This window comes from Streptomyces sp. NPDC127117, assembly GCF_042677325.1.
Lineage (GTDB): Bacteria > Actinomycetota > Actinomycetes > Streptomycetales > Streptomycetaceae > Streptomyces.
Window position 1 is genome coordinate 35,227 of the sequence record NZ_JBHXTM010000018.1, and the last position, 17,341, is coordinate 52,567.

Here is a 17,341-nt window from a genome sequence, read left to right on the forward strand (position 1 = left end):
GCTCTCACACCTGCGCGGGCTCGTCCTCCCCGATGAAGGTGCGCCACAGCACGGCGTAGTGGCCCTCCCCGGCCAGGAGTTCATCGTGCGTGCCGTCCTCGACGACCCGGCCGTGGTCCATCACCACGACCCGGTCGGCGCGGGCCGCCGTGGTCAGCCGGTGGGCGACGACCAGGGTGGTGCGCCGGCCGGTGAGCCGGTCGGTCGCCTGGTTGACCAGGGCCTCGCTGGCCAGGTCCAGCGACGCGGTCGCCTCGTCGAGCAGCAGGACGTCCGGGTCGACGAGTTCGGCGCGGGCGAGCGCGATCAGCTGGCGCTGTCCGGCCGAGAGGTTGCGGCCCCGTTCGGCGACCTCGTGCAGATAGCCGCCGTCCAGGGTGGCGATCATGTCGTGGGCGCCGACCGCCCGCGCCGCCGACTCCACCTCGGCGTCGGTGGCCTCGGGCCGCCCGTAGGCGATGGCGTCCCGGACCGTGCCCTCGAAGAGGTACGCCTCCTGCGGTACGACGCCGAGGCGGTGCCGGTACGCGGTGAGGTCGAGGCGGCGCAGATCGGTGCCGTCCGCCGTGACCCGGCCGCCCGTGGGGTCGTAGAACCGGGCGACGAGCTTGACGAGGGTGGACTTGCCGGCGCCGGTCTCGCCGACGAAGGCGACCGTCTGCCCTGCCGGTATCCGCAGGTCGACCCCGGCCAGCGCCTCCTCGGCGTCGTCGCCGGAGCCGTACGCGAAGGACACGTCCTCGAAGGCGATCTCGCCGCGCAGCGACAGCACGTCCAGCGGTTCGTCCGCGGCGTCGGTGGAGGTCGGTTCGCGCAGCAGCTCCTGGATGCGGCCGAGGGAGACGGTGGCCTGCTGATATCCGTCGAAGACCTGGGAGAGCTGCTGCACCGGGGCGAAGAACAGATCGATGTAGAGCAGGTACGCGACCAGCGCACCGGTGGTGAGCGTGCCGTTGTCGACCCGGCCCGCGCCGACGATCAGGACGGCGGCCGCGGCCACCGAGGACAGCAGCTGCACGAACGGGAAGTAGACCGAGATCAGCCACTGGCCCCGGACACGGGCCTCGCGGTAGTGGTCGCTGCGCTCGGCGAACCGCTGCCTGCCGTCGTGCTCGCGGCGGAACGCCTGCACGATCCGCAGCCCGGAGACGGACTCCTGGAGGTCGGCGTTGACCGCGCTGATGCGCTCGCGGGCCAGCTCGTACGCCCTGACGCTCTTGCGGCGGAAGAAGAACGTACCGATGACCAGCACCGGCAGCGTCGCGAAGACCACGAGGGCCAGCTGCACATCGAGGACCAGCAGCGCGACCATGATGCCGAAGAAGGTGACGACGGAGACGAAGGCGGTGACCAGACCGGTCTGCAGGAACGTGGACAGCGCGTCCACGTCCGTCGTCATCCGGGTCATGATGCGGCCGGTCAGCTCGCGCTCGTAGTAGTCCAGGCCGAGCCGCTGGAGCTGCGCGAAGATCTTCAGCCGCAGTGAGTACAGCACCCGCTCGCCGGTGCGGCCGGTCATCCGGGTCTCGCCGATCTGGGCGGCCCACTGTACGAGGACGACCACCAGCCCCAGCGCGGACGCCGCCCAGACCGCGCCGAGCGCGAGCTGCGAGACGCCCTGGTCGATGCCGTGCCGGATCAGCACCGGCAGCAGCAGACCGGCGCCCGCGTCGACCGCGACCAGGGCCAGGCTCACCAGCAGCGGCAGCCCGAAGCCGCGCAGCAGCCTGCGCAGCCCGTACGAGTCCTCGGCGCGGACGGCCCGCGCCTCGTCTATGTCGGGGGTGTCGGTGGCGGGCGGCAGCGCATCGACCTGGGCGAGCAGCTCGGGAGTGGCGGGCATGCCGGCCGCGTCGGTGTCGCGCGGCTCCTCCTTGCGGACCCACAGGTGGGGGCTGATACCGCGCTCGGCGTCGAACTCGGCGTCCAGCTCCTCCTGGAGCGCGCGGTCGTCCTCGGGGGTGGTGTCGGCCGGGGCGGCCGTCGGGAGGTGTCCGGGCGAGGTGCCGCCCAGCTCGTCCGGGTCGGTGAGCAGCCGCCGGTAGAGCGGGGAGCGGCGCTCCAGCTCCTCGTGGGTGCCGATGTCGGCGAGCCGGCCGTGCTCCAGGACGGCGATCCGGTCGGCGAGGCCGAGGGTGGAGCGGCGGTGGGCGATCAGCAGGGTGGTGCGGCCGGCCATCACCTGGCGCAGCGCCTCGTGGATCTCGTGCTCGACGCGGGCGTCGACGGCGGAGGTGGCGTCGTCGAGGAGGAGCAGCCGGGGGTCGGCGAGGATGGCGCGGGCGAGCGCGACGCGCTGGCGCTGGCCGCCGGAGAGGGTGAGCCCGTGCTCGCCGACCTTGGTGTCGTAGCCCTCGGGCAGCTCCGCGATGAAGCGGTCGGCCTGGGCGGCGCGGGCCGCCTTCTCGATCTGTTCCTGGGTGGCGTCGGGGAACCCGTAGGCGATGTTGGCGCGGACGGTGTCGGAGAACAGGAAGCTGTCCTCCGGTACGAGGCCGATGGCGGCGCGCAGCGATGCGTGGGTCAGTTCGCGGACGTCGTGGCCGCCGACCAGGACGGCGCCGTGCGTCACGTCGTAGAAGCGGGGCAGCAGCAGCGAGACGGTGGACTTCCCGCTGCCGGAGGCGCCGACGACGGCGACGGTCTCGCCGGGCTCGATGGTCAGCGAGAACCCGTCGAGGACGGGGCGCTCCGGGGCTCCGTCTCCAAGATCCTCGTCACCGGCGGAGGCGGAGCGCGACGGAGCGTAGCCGAACCGTACGTCGTCGAACTCGACGCTCGCGGGGGCGTCGGCCGGGAGGTCCTTGGTGCCGTCCTTCATGGTCGGCTCGGTGTCGATCAGCTCCAGTACGCGTTCGACGCCGGCCCGGGCCTGCTGGCCGACGGTGAGCACCATGGCGAGCATCCGGACGGGCCCGACGAGCTGGGCGAGATAGGTGGAGAACGCCACGAACGTACCGAGGGTGATCTCGCCCCGGGTGGCGAGCCAGCCGCCGAGGGCCAGCATCGCGACCTGGCCGAGCGCGGGGACGGCCTGGAGGGCGGGGGTGTAGCGGGAATTCAGCCGGATCGTGCGCAGCCGTCCGGCGAAGAGCCTGCGCCCGACCTCGCGCAGCTTGCCGGTCTCCTGCTCCTCCTGCCCGAACCCCTTGACGACCCGGACCCCGGAGACGGCCCCGTCGACGACTCCGGCGACGGCGGCGGCCTGCCCCTGGGCGTACCAGGTGGCGGGGAAGAGCCGGGTGCGGGAGCGGCGGGCGATGAACCAGAGGGCGGGGGCGACGGCGATCGCGACCAGGGTGAGCAACGGCGAGAGCCACGCCATGATCACCAGGGACATGAGGAAGAGCAGTACGTTCCCGATGGTCATCGGGAGCATGAACAGCAGCCCCTGGATCAGCTGGAGGTCGCTGGTGGCGCGCCCGACGACCTGGCCGGTGGACAGCTCGTCCTGCCGCTTCCCGTCGAGCCGGGTGATCGTCCCGTACATCTCGGTACGGAGATCGTGCTGCACGTCGAGGGCGAGCCGGCCGCCGTAGTACCGGCGGATGTACGTGGATATGTATACGAGCACGGCGGCGGCTATGAGGAGCCCGGTCCAGACGGCGAGGGACCGGGTGTGGCCGACCACGACATCGTCGATGATCACCTTGGTGATCAGCGGGACGAGCGCCATCACCGCCATGCCGGCGAGCGACGAGCCGAGCGCCAGCAGCACATTGCGCCGGTAGCGCCATGCGTAGCCGCACAGCCGCCGGGCCCACCCCGGGGCCCGCGCCGCGCCCTGTACGTCCCCTGCGTCCGTCACCGGTGCCTCCCCGTTCGACCTGCCCTACCGCAAGGCACCAACGCGCTGGGCAGCGGATTTCATCCCGCTGTCACAAAGCCGGGCCCTTCGCGGTAGCGGGGGTCCGCCGACGGTCCTACGCCGTCCGGCCGCCCCGCCGCCGGACGGGCTTGCCGGGTCCGGTGGGCGGGGACGGCTTCGGGCGGGCGGGTGCTACCGCTGCGGGGTCGCGGTGAGCATGCGTACGGCCGGGGCCTCCGGTACCGCGGGGACCGCCTCCTGCGGGGCTGCGGGGGGTGCGACGGTCGTCTTCGCGGTGGTGGCCGGGTTGAGGTCCTTGTGCACGGCGCGGGCGACGGCCTGGATGGTGTTGATGCCGTCGTTCATCGTCTTGTTGTCCTGGGTGAGCACGGTGATCGCGTAGTCGTGTCCCTTGCCGGTGAACGCGCCGATGCTGTGCACCCGCCAGCCGTGGGTGGCCCGCGGCAGCCAGCCGTTCTTGACCTGCACGGTCGTCCCGGACGGCGCCCCGGCGGGCGTGCCCCAGCGCTGCGAGGAGACGACCTTGCGCATCAGGCCCAGCTCGTAGGCGCGCGAGTTGTCGCTCAGCACGGAGTTCTTGGCGGTCAGCAGGTTCAGCAGCCGCAGCTCGTCCTGGGCGGTGATCTGGGTCAGTCCCCAGTAGCCGCCGGAGCCGGGCACGGTGTGTGTCATACCGGCGGCCTTGAGGAATCCCTTGACCTTGGTCACCCCGAGCTGCTTCCACAGGCTGGTGGTCGCGTTGTTGTCGGACTTGGTGATCATGGCGGTGGCGAGGTTGATCTCGCGCTGGGTGAGATAGCGTTTGTGCTTCTTGTTGTCCCAGAGCAGCGTCGCCAGCACGGTCGCCTTCACCACGCTGGCGGAGTCGTACTTCGTCGTCGCCCGCAGGGTGCAGCTGGTCTTGGTCCTGCGGTCGTAGAGCGCCACGGCCGTCGTCGACTTGCGGCCCTTGAGCGCGGCGGTGATGTCCTTCGACAGCTTCGCGGCGAGCCCGGCCTTGCCGGACGTGCAGCTCACCGTCGGCGTCGCCGCCGCGGCGGGCGCGACGCCGAGCGCCACGGGTGCGAGCACGCCCGCGGCGAGCGCCACGGCCATCCCGCCGCGCGCACGGCGGGATATGTGGGATCCAGTCATGAGGCTTTCCCCGTCCCCTGAGTCATCTGTACGGGCGCGCCCCCTGCACGCCCGACAGAGATGACTGCCGTTGGACCGAAAAGTTGTACGAGGCACGGGTCGTTGTAGCCATGTCGTGACACTCGCCGGGGCGCGGGGGGACGCCGGGGCGCACACGGCTCAGCCGGGCGGAAACCGTGCTTTCCCCCGGTCGTACGGGGTCTCGACGCCGTACGGGGCGTCGGGCACGGGTTCCGCCCGCGGCTCTCCTGCGGAGCGGCTCTCCTACAGATGCGTCGGCTCGAACATCCTCAGCAGGGCCGGGAGCACGACCACCGAAGGGCCGGGTGCCGCGAGGGACGCGGCCAGGTCGGCGGTGAGCGATTCCGGGGTGGTGCGGATCGCCGGGACGCCGAAGGACTCGGCGAGGGCCACGAAGTCGGGGCGGGTCAGCTCCGTCGCCGTGGCCTCGCCGAAGGCGCCCGTCATGTATTCGCGCAGGATGCCGTAGCCGCCGTCGTCGACGATCAGCCAGGTGACCGGGAGGTCGTACTGGCGGGCCGTGGCGAGTTCCGCGATCGAGTACATCGCGCCGCCGTCGCCGGAGACCGCGAGGACCGGCCGCGTACGGTCGGCCGCCGCCGCGCCGAGGGCGGCCGGGAAGCCGTAGCCGAGGCCGCCCGCGCCCTGGGCCGAGTGCATCGTGTTCGGGCGGCGGGCGTCGAAGGCGGACCAGGCCCAGTAGGCGAGGATCGTCATGTCCCAGAAGCTGGGGGACGTGTCGGGCAGCGCCTCGCGGACCGAGGCGATGAGCCGCTGCTCCAGGGTGAGTTCCTGGGCGGCGATCCTGTCCCGTACCGCGTCGAGGACCGTACGGACCCGGTCCGGCGCCGACGGGTCCTCGCGGTGGTCGACCGCTTCGAGGAGGTCGGACAGCGCCTCGCGGGCGTCGGCGTGGATGCCGAGCGCGGGGTGGTTGGACTCCAGCTTCCCGGCGTCCGCCTCGATCTGGATGACCCGGCCGCGCGGGGCGAACGTGTGGTAGTTCGAGGAGAGTTCACCGAGGCCGGAGCCGACGACCAGCAGCACGTCGGCGGACTCCAGGAAGTCCGTCGTGTACCGGTCCTCCAGCCAGGACTGGAGCGAGAGCGGGTGCTCCCACGGGAAGGCGCCCTTGCCGCCGAAGGTGGTGACGACGGGTGCGTTCAGCTTCTCCGCGAGTGCCAGCAGCTTGCCGGACGCGTCGGACCGTACGACTCCGCCGCCCGCGATGATCACCGGACGCTCGGCCCTCGACAGCAGGTCGGCCGCCACGGCGGTCAGCTCGGGACGGGCGTGCAGCTCGCGCGGGGTGGCGTCCATCGCCGAGACGACCGGCACGGTGGTCTCGGCGAGGAGCACGTCCTGCGGGATCTCGATCCAGACCGGGCCGTGCGGGGCGGTCAGCGCGGACTCCCAGGCGGCGGCGATCGCCGACGGGATCTGGGAGGCGGTGCGGACGGTGTGGACGGACTTCACGACGTCGCGGAACGACGCCTTCTGGTCGCGCAGTTCGTGCAGGTAGCCGTGGCGTCCGCCGCCCAGGCCCGCCACCGGGATCTGGCTGGAGATCGCCAGCACGGGGGCGGAGGCGGCCGCCGCCTCCTGGAGCGCGGCGAGGGAGGTGAGGGCGCCCGGCCCGGTGGAGAGCAGCAGCGGGGCGACCTCGCCGGTGATCCGGCCGTACGCGTCGGCGGCGAAGCCCGCGTTGTTCTCGACGCGCAGCCCGATGTACGTCAGGGAGGAACGGCGCAGCGCGTCGAACATGCCGAGCGCGTGCTGGCCGGGCAGGCCGAAGACGGTGGTCGCGCCGAGGCCCTGGAGGGTCTCGACGACGAGGTCGCCGCCGTTGCGGCCGGCCGGGGGGTTCAGCGCGGCCGCGATCTGCTCGGGGGTGAGCCGCGGCCGCTCGTCGTGGTGGTCGTGGCTCACTTCGTACGGGCCTCTGCGATCTGGCGGGACATGATCGTGGTCAGCTCGTACGCCGTGTGGGAGGCGGCGACGGAGGTGATCTCGGCGTGGTCGTACGCGGGGGCGACCTCGACCAGGTCGGCGGAGACCAGGTTGCAGGAGGACAGCCCGCGGACGATCTCCAGGAGCTCGCGGGAGGTCAGACCGCCGGCCTCGGGGGTGCCGGTACCGGGGGCGTGCGCCGGGTCCAGCACGTCGATGTCGATGGAGATGTACAGCGGCCGGTCGCCGATGCGCTGGCGCAGCTGGTCGGCGACCTCGTCGACGCCGCGCCGCATCACGTCGGCGGAGGTGACGATGCCGAAGCCCATCTTCGCGTCGTCGTCCAGGTCCTGCTTGCCGTAGAGCGGGCCGCGGGTGCCGACGTGGGAGAGCGCGGAGGTGTCGAGGATGCCCTCCTCGACGGCGCGGCGGAACGGGGTGCCGTGGGTGTACTCGGCGCCGAAGTAGGTGTCCCAGGTGTCGAGGTGCGCGTCGAAGTGGAGCAGCGCGACGGGGCCGTGCTTCTTGGCGACCGAACGCAGCAGCGGCAGCGCGATGGTGTGGTCGCCGCCGAGCGTCATCATGCGGGCGCCGGTGCCGAGCAGGTCGTCGGCCGCGGCCTCGATCGTCTCGACGGCCTCGTTGATGTTGAACGGGTTCGCGGCGATGTCACCGGCGTCGGCGACCTGCGCGAGCGCGAACGGCGAGGCGTCCTGCGCCGGGTTGTACGGGCGCAGCAGGCGAGAGGCCTCACGGATCGCGTTGCCGCCGAAGCGGGCGCCGGGCCGGTAGGAGACACCGGTGTCGAAGGGCACGCCGACGACGGCGACATCGGCGGTACCGACCTCGTCGAGGCGGGGCAGCCGGGCGAACGTCGCGGGTCCGGCGTACCGCGGGACGCGGGAGGAGTCGACGGGGCCGCGCGGCGTTTCGTTGCTGCTCATGTGAAGTGCCTTTCCTTCGGGTTTCATGCGTTGTTCGGTGTGGTGGGGAGGGAGCCGGGCAGGCCCTAAGCGGTGGTGACCGTCTCGCTCACCGGCTCCTCGGTCTCCGCGCCCCGTCCCGCCAGCCGCTCGCGCCAGGCCGTGAGTACGGCCGCGTCGGTCGGCTTCGTCACCAGGGAGACGATCACATACACCGCGAGCGAGGCCAGCAGTCCGTAGTAGACCGGTTCGTTGGCGAGGATTCCGTAGGTTGCCATCAGGCCGATCACCGCGAGGCCGCCGACCGCCACCGCGGCCAGCGCGCCCGCCGCGGTGCCGCGGCGCCACAGCAGACCGCCGAGGATCGGCACCAGCAGGCCGCCGACGAGCAGGTTGTACGCGACGGTCAGAGCCTCGACGACGTCGTTGAGCGCGATGGCGATCAGGATGACGGCGACGCCCATGATGAGGATGAAGACCCGGTTGCCCTTCACCTCGTCGTGTTCGGCCTCGGCGGCCTCGCCGCCCCTGGACACCACGCCCCGCAGCCGGGACCAGATGTCGTTGTTGGCGACGGTGGCACAGGCGATCAGCGCGCCGGAGGACGTGGACATCACGGCGGCGAGCGCGGCGGCCAGCACCAGGCCGCGCACACCGATGGGCAGCTCGTCCTTGACGATGGTCGCGAACGCGGAGTCGGCGCTGGGCAGCGTCGGGTACATGACCTTCGCGGCGGTGCCGATGACGGCGCCGGCGATGGCGTAGACGAGGCAGTACGTACCGGCGACGGTGCCGCCGATGCGGGCGACCTTGTCGCTGCGGGCGGTGAACACCCGCTGCCAGATGTCCTGGCCGATCAGCATGCCGAAGGTGTAGATCAGCACATAGGTGAAGATCGTCTCGCCGCCGATGCCGAGCGGGTCGAAGTACTCGGTGGGCAGCTTCGCCTTCATCTCGCTGAAGCCGCCCGCCTTGATCACCGCGATGGGCAGCAGGAGCAGCAGCACACCGATGGTCTTGACGACGAACTGCACCATGTCGGTGAGCGTGATCGACCACATGCCGCCGAGCGTGGAGTACGCGACGACGATGGCGCCGCCGAGGATGATCGAGACGGTCCGGTTCAGGTCGAAAAGGACGTCGAAGATGGTGGCGTACGCGATGGTCGAGGTGACCGCGAGCATCAGCGTGTACGCCCACATCACGACGCCGGAGATGATCCCGGCCCGGCCTCCGTAGCGCAGGTCGAGCATCTCGGAGACGGTGTAGACCTTCAGCCGAGCGATGCGTGCGGAGAAGAAGACGGACAGGGCGAGCAGTCCGAGGCCGATGGTGAAGACCATCCAGGCGCCGGAGAGGCCGTACTGGTAACCGAGCCCCACGCCGCCGATGGTGGAGGCACCGCCGAGGACGATGGCGGCCATCGTGCCGGAGTACATCCCGGGGCCGAGCCTGCGGCCCGCCACCAGGAATTCGCTCTTGGACTTGGCGCGGCGCATGCCCCACCAGCCCATGGCGAGCATGCCGGCCAGATAGATGATGATCACCGCGTAGTCGACGGCCATGGGCTTCCTCCATTTCGCTCACAAGTGCACATGTCTTACGTGAAGAAGACGGTAGGTGGCCCGCAAGCGACGCTGAAGAGTACGTTTCATCCATAATCGAAGTCTCTGATGGATGGACCGTCCATGCCGGAAGCCTCGGCCGGGCCGACCCCGGCGCCCGCTCCCCCGCCCACTCCACCGATCCCGCTCGCCGAACTGCTCGCCCACGAGGAGCTCGGGCTGCGCCGGATCGCGGGTCCGGCGCAGGCTGATCTGCTGTGGGTGCACACCTCGGAGATGGCCGACCCGTACCCCTATCTGCTCGGCGGTGAGCTGCTGCTGAGTGCCGGGGTGCTGCTGAAGGACCCGGACGCGTACGTGGACCGGCTGGTGGAGGCGGGGGCGGCGGCGCTCGGTTTCGGGGTGACGCCGGTGTTCGACACGGTGCCGCAGGCGTTGATCGAGGCGTGCGACCGGCACGGTCTGCCGCTGCTGGAGGTGCCGCCCGAGACCCCGTTCACGGCGATCGCCCGGACGGTGTGGCGGCTGATGGCCGAGGCCCGCCACCGCGAGCTGCGCCGGGTGACGCGCGCCCAGCAGGCCCTGGCCACGGCGGCGGCCCGGCCCGACCCGGTCCCGGCGGTGCTGCACCAGCTGGCGGCCCAGCTGGAGGGCCGGGCGGCGCTGCTCGCCGCGGACGGCGAGGAACTGCACGCGTCGGGCCGCCGCCCGGCCCCCGACATCGGGGCGGCGCTGGCCAGGCTCACCCGGGTGGTCTGCGCCGGGTCACGCCCTGCCCCGGCGTCGGCCACCGACACCCTGCGGGGCACCCATCTGTCGGCGTACGCGCTGGGCGGCGGCCAGGGGCTCGTCCTGGCGTTGGCGACGGACCGGCGCGAGGCGGGCGACCACACCATCGCCGGGATCGCGGTGGTCCTGCTCTCCCTGCTGGCCGCCCCGCACCAGGGCGCCGACGCCGCGGGCCGCTCGGCCGCACTGGTACGGATGCTGCTGGGCGCGGACCCGCAGGACGTCGCGCCGCTGCTCGGAGGCGCCGAGCAGTGGACGGTGGTGCACGCGCGCCGCAGCGGCGACGGCCCGGTCGACCCGCTCACCACCGGCGCGCTGGGCGCCGCCCTCGGTTCGGCCCTGGTCGACGCGGGCCGGGGCGGCGACGCCGTACGGGTGCTGATCCCCGGCAGCGACCGGATCACCCCGCAGCCCGGCTGGACCCTCGGCGCGTCCGCCCCCGCCGCCATCACCGCCCTCGACCTCGCCGACGACCAGGCCACCCGGGCCCTGGGCCGGGCCCTCGCCACCCGCACCCCGCTGGCCCACCACCACAACGGCGGCGGGGCGGGGCTGGCCGCGCTGATCCCGCCCGACCGCGCGGAGGCGCACGCCCGCGCCCTCCTCGCCCCGCTCACCGAGCCGCTGACCGAGACCCTGCGCTGCTGGCTGAGCCTCCACGGCAGCTGGGACCGCACGGCCACGGCCCTGCGGATCCACCGCAACACGGTCCGCCAGCGCATCGCCCGCTGCGCGGCCCTGCTGGACGCGGACCTGGACGACATGGACGTACGGACGGAGCTGTGGTTCGCGCTGCGGGTGCGGTGAGCGGTGTTCGGCGGTGCGCCGCCGACCGGGACCGCCGGTACCGGCCTACCGCAGCCCGAGGCAGGGCAGCCAGTCGCGCGAGGTGTCGTCGGTGGCGGTGAGCAGGGCGCTGAGTGCGCCCGGGGCTCCGGCGAGCAGTGAGGTCCGCGGCCGGCCGGCGGCGAGGGCCGCCGGCAGCCGGGTGGTCAGGTGCTCGGCCAGCCGGGCGCCGAGCACGGCGGCGGGCGACAGCCGGGCCCAGCGGTGGAAGGCGTCCGCGACGGCCAGCACGCCCGCCGCGCCGTGGCACAGCGCGAGCCGGTCCGTCAACGGGTCGCCGAAGAGGTGGAAGTCCTCGTCATAGCGCTCCGCGAGGGTGGCGAAGGCGGCCGCAGCCCAGTCGGCCGTCGCCCGGTCGCCCAGCACATCGGCCGCGTCCCAGAGCGCCCAGGTGATGCCGGGGGCGCCGTAGCACCAGGCCTGCCGGGCCCGCGCCCCGGCGGGCGGCGGGCCGTCGAGACCGGCGCCGTCCCAGCTCCGGATACCCCGGTCGTCCTCGAAGGACTGCCGCACCAGCCAGTGGGTGGCCCGGCGCAGGGCATCCGTCAGCCGGGGGCGTGGCCCGGTGCGGCGGACCGTCGCGGTGAGCGCGGCGACGAGTCCCGCCACGCCGTGGCCCATTCCGGTGTTCACCCGGCCCTGCAGCCAGCCCAGCCGGGGATCTCCGGCGTACTGGCCGATGTGCAGTCGGCGCAGGTCACCGCTGTCGCACAGCGCCGCCAAGTGGGTGGCGAACGGCAGGAGTTGGCGGACGGACGGCTGTGGTTCCTGGGCGCAGAGCGCGAGCAGGGTGCCGGCCGGTCCGCCGATGAGGTCGTAGTCGGGCAGACCGATGTCCGTCGTCCGCCAGGGGCGCGCCGAGGCGCTGCTCAGCAGGTGGTCGCGCAGCCGGTCGGCGGCGTGGTGCAGCGGGGGGTGGATCCGGGCGGCCCGGCGCAGGCCGACGTAGGTTCCGGCCAGGCCGCCGTCGAGCAGCCCGCCGTGGGAGAGGCCGCGGCCGACGGTCCGGGACCAGGCGGCGACCGCGCGCCGGGCGCTCGCCGCCGCTGCGGGGTCGCCCGCCCGGGCGACCAGCGAGGCCAGTACCGGGATGCCCGGGTCGGAGGTGGTTTTCTCGGACTCCGGGTATCCGTCCAGGAATTGCCGGGCGAGATCGAGTGCCGAAGGACGCGGTCCGGGGCCGTGCGGTGGCATCGGGCCTCCTCGTCGGGGAGCCACCCGGACCGGTCCGGGTGGCTCCGTTCAACTCAGTGATGGACGCGTCGCGTCCGGTCGGACGTGGTCAGCCGGCGGCCTCAGCCACAGATGACCGAGTTGCAGACGATGATGGTGCACAGGGCGCTGTAGCTGTCCGTCAGCGCGGGCAGCTCGGTGCCGGTGATGCGCTCGTCCAGCTCGTCGATGAGGGTGTCGAGGTCGGTGATCTCCATGTTGGACATGGTGTTTCCTCCTTGTTTCCTACTGTTTCCCTGATGGGTTGCCGCCCCGGCATCCGTCCGCACCGGGTGCGGGCGGGCCGGGGACGTCCTGGGTGAGGGCTGCGGCTGCGGGCGCGGCCAGCTCCTCGGCGGTCCGGTCGAAGGGCAGCCTGAGCATCAGCTCGGCGGCGACCGGTGCGCCCCGGTGCAGTGCGTCGGACAGCGTCGGCCCGTGCGGTCCGGCCACCGGGCCGGGCAGCATCTCCTCGATGACCAGCTCGTCACCGGGCAGCGCGGCGCAGGCCCGCTCGATGGCGTTCAGCGCGGTCAGCGCTTCGAGGTCGGCCGGTACCGGCTTGGCCTCGAAGGCGGGCCGTACGAAGACGAACCGCGGCATCGCGGCGGACCGTACGAGCGTGGCCAGTGTCCGTACCCGGTCGAGATCCCCGTCGCCCGGCCGCCACAGCCGGGCTCTGGGCACCCGCCAGGTGGCCGGGGAGACGACCAGATCGGTACCGATCGTCACCCTCGGCGTGCGGGTCACGTCCGGGTGCGTGGGGAAGGCCGCGGCGAGACCGTCGAGCCGGAGCATCGTGGCCGCCCACGGGTGCCCGGCCGACAGCAGCAGCCGGACGAGTACGTCGTACGGGGGCATCGGGTTACGGGTGGCGTGATGGACGGGCACCACACGCTCCCCGTCCACCTCGGCGACGATCCGGCCGCCCGATCGGCGCAGGGTGATGCGGTCGAGGGGGAGGTAGCGCGGGCCGGGGCCGTCGGGCTGACCGGGGCCGCCCGGTCCGCCGGGGCCGAAGTACGCGGCCGGGTTGGGGTCGCCCGTCCACCAGCGGGTGGTGACGGGGCGTCGGACGGCGTTGGCCGCGCGCTCCGACACCGGCGGTACCAGCAGTTCGACGAACCTCACCCCGGCCCGCCGCTCCACCGCGGCCAGGAAGTCGCGGTAGGTGTCGACGGCGCCGTAGCCGCCGTACAGGTCCTGGAGCGCCTCGGCGAACCGGGCGTCGATGATTCCGGCGGGCGAGGCGGTCTCCAGCACCGCGACGGGCCCCGGGCCGGGCAGCGGGCGCAGCAGACAGTCCAACGGCCAGGGCGGCACCGCCTCTTCGGCCGGCGGCGCTCCGAGCGCGTCCAGGAGGTCGTCGTCGATGTCCACCTGCGCCTCGTCACGGTGGGCGGCGAGACGGTCGAGGAGCCGGGCGTATCCGGATTCCGGTCCGTGGGCCGGATGCCATCCCCGGTAGCGGTGCGGGTTCGGCCCGGGGGACGGCCGCTCGCCCGACGACAGCAGCGCGGCCAGGATCTCGCCGACGGGACGCGGACGCTCGTCCAACTGCTCGGTACCGGGCGTGGGGGCCGGTGCGCCGGAGGCCGTTTCCCGGTCGGCCCGGCGCAGCGCGGCCACCCGGTGGGCGGTCCGCAGGGCGCGCTGGACGCGGGCGGCGGCCGGGTCGGGCACCCGGGCGTCCAGACGGCGGTAGGAGTCGAGGAACCAGCCGTCCGGCTCGGGGTCCGCGAATCGGTTGTCGGGCTCGGGGGCTGCGGATCGGCTGCCCGGCTCGGGGTCTGCGGATCGGTTGTCGGGCTCGGGATCAGCAGATCGGCCGCCCAACTCGGGATCAGCAGATCGGTTGTCGGGCTCGGGATCAGCAGATCGGCTGTCAGGCTCGGGATCAGCAGATCGGCCACCCAACTCGGAGTCAGCAGATCGGCTGTCAAGCTCGGGATCAGCAGATCGGCCGCCCAACTCGGGATCAGCAGATCGGTTGTCGGGCTCGGGATCAGCAGATCGGCCGCCCGGCCGGGGCAGCCGGCCGGATCCGGCCACCCGGGCTGCCGGGGACCAGGCGATGTGGCGACGGCGCGGGGCCGCGCAGTGCTGGAGCACGCCCAGCCCCATCAGGTGGGTGAGGAATCCGCGCAGTACGACGGGGTCGGCGACCGGCAACGCGCACTCCAGCTCCGCGAGGGTGCGCGGTCCCTCGGCGAACAGGGTGAGCAACAGGTCCAGCAGCGCGGTACGCCGCACCGCGACCTGCCTCAGCCGCCCCGGATCGCCCGGGTCGATCGCGTAACAGCGCAGCGTCTCCCCCGCCCCGTCCTCACCGCCGCCGTCGGTGAGGGACAGCGGGGCGGGCGCGAGCGCGGTCGCCGGGTCGGCGCCCCGCAGGTCCTGCGCGCCGGCCAGGGTGCGTACGACGTGGACGTTCTCCACGGCGGCGGCGGCCAGCCCGGCCAGCTCGGCACCGGGGGTGAGCAGCCGGACCCCCGCCCCGTCCGGCCCCGCCCCGCCGACCGGGACCGGGGCGACCTGACCCACCCACCCTCGTGGCGTGGTCTTCGCCGCCGCCCGGCCCACGGCCCGCCACAGATACGCGGAACGTTTGCGCAGCCGCTTGCCGCTCCATGTCTCGCCGCCGGCCAGGCGTGCGGCAACGTCCTTTGCCAGCCCGGGACTCGCTCCGTCTTTTAACCCCGGCCGCCCGGGGCGGGGGCACACCCCCCCCCCGCCCCGCGCCCCCCCCCGCGCGCGCCCGCCGCCGCGCGCGCGCTCCAGTTCCGCCCGGGTCGCGAGGGCCGACGCGGCGGCGCGGCAGAGCGCTCCGGTCTCCCGTACGAGCCACTCGGGTACGGCGGTCAGCGTCTCCAGGAATCCGCAGTCCGCCGGGCCAGGTGCCGAGCCGGAGTGCAGGCGTCGTCGCAGGGCCAGCACGGCACGGCGCTCGCTGTCCGTGAGGCGCTGGTCGGGGACGACGCTGCTCAACGCCTCGGCGAGGAGCCGGGCTTGCGCGGTCTGCCGCTCGACCGTGTCGGCGTGCTCGACGACCCGGCCGAACAGCCCGGAGCCGCCCGCGGCCGTCCACGTCGAGGCGGGGACGCCGGAAGCGCGCACCAGGGCGGTGGCGCCCAGGAGCCGGCCGTCGGCCGGGCCGGGGCGGGCAGGGGCCGGCGAGGCCACGTGGAGTCCGGTCATGTCAGTCCACCGCCCCGTCGTCCGCCCCGTCGTCGAACAGGGCCTCGGCGATCAGGCTCTGGCGGGCGGACGAGAGCCGTGCCCGGTTCCAGTGGAAGATCACGGCGTGGGCGGCGGCGCGGCGGGGGCCGCGCTGGGCGTAACCGGACTCGAAGTAGCCGGTGCGCCAGCGGGCCGCGGCCAGGTGCACCGCCTCGCAGTGGCGCTCCTGGCCCGCGCGCCAGGTCTCGGGCAGTCCGGCGAGGAGCTGTGCGCGAGGCTGTTCCCAGTAGGTGCGGATGCCCTGGGCCGCCCGGTGGAGCGCGGCGTCCCGCAGCCCCTCGGGAAGGCGGCGTCCGGTGTCCGTGCGCACCGCGTCCCAGACGCCCCGGTGTTCCCAGCCGACTATGCCCAGGCCGTCGAACATCTCGCGGAGCAGGGCGAGCGAGAGCCGCCAGTCGGCCGCGGCGTGCCCGCCGCTGTCACCGGGCCGCCGGGTGTGGTGGTCGAGCCAGGCCAGGGAGTCCGCCGTGAACACGTCGTGCACCCACGGCATGGAGCCGGGCCCGCCGAAGAGGTAGGACTCCGGCTCGTACACCGCACACACCGGCGGTCCGGACAGCCCGTCGAACTCCTTGATCCGGCCGAGGAGTTCGGCCTGCAACAGAACGGTGCCGGCCTCTCTCGACGCCTGGAAGCGCACCCGCAGACCGGGCGGCTTGTGCATGAAGAAGAAGGCCCGCGCGGTGTGTTCGTCGATGAGGTCGTGCGCGATACCGGCGAGCCATTCGTACAGGCGCGGCCATGAACGCGGCTGCGGGGCCAGATTCACCTGAACCCAGCTCGCCTCCGGGTGCTCCACCCCCAGCATGGGACCTCCGTGTGTCGTGTTTTCGGCATGCCGGTGCATCTCATGGATCGCCGGATCGCGTTCGCGGAGTGGGCGCCGCGGCCTCACCCGGGAATCGTGAGAAGCCCTGCTCGGTGCTGTGTCATCTACGGATTCGCGGACTCACGGGACGCTCGGAAACGCCCTGGCCGCATGTCGGCCGGACCGGATGCGCCCGGGCACGTCCGGCCGGAACCGGAGACCCTGTCTGTCTGCGCCGGACCGGTCAGGTCCGTCAACAGGTCAATTCCCGCGTCAACACCGACTGAAAGAGATATGGCAATAAGTCAGATGATGGACGGGTGTGCGCTTGGCGTGGCGCATGAGCCGGGAGCGCGGAAACCCACGCCGTCGCACGACCCACGATTCGGCTCCGAGCCGGTAGTCGCGCATCGGCCCGCGGGCACCGGTGGGCGATCACTCCGGGCAGGCGTCGGCGCCGGTGCGTGGAGGCGTGCCGCAGTCTTCGCGGTGGGCTTCGAGCGCCCCCGTTACCGCCTGTCTGCGCAGGTCACGGCCGTGCCACGCTGACGGTGACCAGGGGGCGGAACCCTGGCCACCGTCCGGAAAGAGGTCTCTTCATGAACCGCTTCAGCGCGCTCGCCGTCACCGCTCTCGCCCTCGCCCTGGGGCCGGCCACCGGCCCCGCCGCGACCGCGGCCACCGGGAACGCCGCTCCCGGGAGCGGCAGGGCTTCCTTCAGTTGCAGCCCCGGCTACTTCTGTATCTACAGCGATTGGAACGGGGGTGGCACCCGCTGCCAGTGGTCCGACAAGCAGCGGGCGAATACCGCCGACGACTGCTCGTTCATCCAGCGGGGCCAGAACGTCCGCTCCGTGTGGAACGCGACCGGGCACCGCGTGCAGTACTACACGCAGACCAACTACAACTCCCGGGTCGGCTCCACCCCCGCCGGCAGCGGTGGCAACCTCCAGGGGAACTACCAGATCCGTTCCTTCAAGCCCCAATAGCCTCAACAGCCCCACCAGCACCGACAGCACCGGCG

At 72.9% G+C, this 17,341-nt stretch carries 11 protein-coding genes; 2 read left to right on the forward strand and 9 right to left on the reverse strand.

The features are described from left to right. Positions 1-4: 4 nt before the first annotated feature. The 5 genes from ACFVH0_RS17790 to ACFVH0_RS17810 all read right to left on the reverse strand — a co-directional run bounded on the left by ACFVH0_RS17790 (position 5) and on the right by ACFVH0_RS17810 (position 9,422). On the reverse strand, positions 5-3,808 hold the full coding sequence (locus ACFVH0_RS17790) for an ABC transporter ATP-binding protein (protein WP_385821158.1): 3,804 nt from the start codon (positions 3,806-3,808) through the stop codon (positions 5-7). Positions 3,809-4,000: 192 nt separating this feature from the next. Beyond that, positions 4,001-4,963, reverse strand: a complete 963-nt coding sequence (locus ACFVH0_RS17795; protein ID WP_385821160.1) for a serine hydrolase — start codon at positions 4,961-4,963, stop codon at positions 4,001-4,003. 264 nt (positions 4,964-5,227) lie between these two features. Further along, positions 5,228-6,913 (reverse strand): thiamine pyrophosphate-binding protein, encoded by a 1,686-nt coding sequence (locus tag ACFVH0_RS17800; protein ID WP_385821162.1) that lies wholly within the window; start codon positions 6,911-6,913, stop codon positions 5,228-5,230. Beyond that, a complete protein-coding gene (speB, locus tag ACFVH0_RS17805) occupies positions 6,910-7,878 on the reverse strand; it encodes an agmatinase (RefSeq protein ID WP_124717598.1) in 969 nt (322 codons plus the stop codon). The genes ACFVH0_RS17800 and speB overlap by 4 nt, the downstream gene beginning before the upstream one ends. 65 nt (positions 7,879-7,943) lie before the next feature. Beyond that, entirely contained in the window at positions 7,944-9,422 is a 1,479-nt protein-coding gene (locus ACFVH0_RS17810) for a sodium:solute symporter (protein ID WP_385821165.1), read from the reverse strand. Positions 9,423-9,530: 108 nt separating this feature from the next. Between ACFVH0_RS17810 and ACFVH0_RS17815 the strand changes: the two genes are divergently transcribed. After that, positions 9,531-11,018: a PucR family transcriptional regulator ligand-binding domain-containing protein gene (locus tag ACFVH0_RS17815; RefSeq protein ID WP_385821167.1), complete on the forward strand. Its 1,488-nt coding sequence runs from the start codon at positions 9,531-9,533 to the stop codon at positions 11,016-11,018. A 45-nt stretch (positions 11,019-11,063) separates the two neighbouring features. On the opposite strand, the gene ACFVH0_RS17820 is transcribed toward ACFVH0_RS17815, so the two are convergent. The 4 genes from ACFVH0_RS17820 to ACFVH0_RS17835 form a co-directional block, all read right to left on the reverse strand. Continuing rightward, positions 11,064-12,251: a lanthionine synthetase LanC family protein gene (locus tag ACFVH0_RS17820; RefSeq protein WP_385821169.1), complete on the reverse strand. Its 1,188-nt coding sequence runs from the start codon at positions 12,249-12,251 to the stop codon at positions 11,064-11,066. 101 nt (positions 12,252-12,352) lie between these two features. Then, the gene (locus ACFVH0_RS17825; RefSeq protein WP_385821171.1) at positions 12,353-12,496 is read right to left on the reverse strand and encodes a hypothetical protein; all 144 of its coding nucleotides are present in this window, start codon (positions 12,494-12,496) and stop codon (positions 12,353-12,355) included. 19 nt (positions 12,497-12,515) lie between these two features. After that, positions 12,516-15,467, reverse strand: coding sequence for a lantibiotic dehydratase (locus ACFVH0_RS17830; RefSeq protein WP_385821173.1), 2,952 nt, complete (start codon positions 15,465-15,467; stop codon positions 12,516-12,518). 1 nt (position 15,468) lies between these two features. Beyond that, the gene (locus ACFVH0_RS17835; RefSeq protein WP_385821175.1) at positions 15,469-16,317 is read right to left on the reverse strand and encodes a thiopeptide-type bacteriocin biosynthesis protein; all 849 of its coding nucleotides are present in this window, start codon (positions 16,315-16,317) and stop codon (positions 15,469-15,471) included. 599 nt (positions 16,318-16,916) lie between these two features. Here ACFVH0_RS17835 and ACFVH0_RS17840 point away from each other — a divergent pair. After that, positions 16,917-17,306: a peptidase inhibitor family I36 protein gene (locus tag ACFVH0_RS17840; protein ID WP_385821176.1), complete on the forward strand. Its 390-nt coding sequence runs from the start codon at positions 16,917-16,919 to the stop codon at positions 17,304-17,306. The last annotated feature ends 35 nt before the right edge of the window (positions 17,307-17,341 follow it).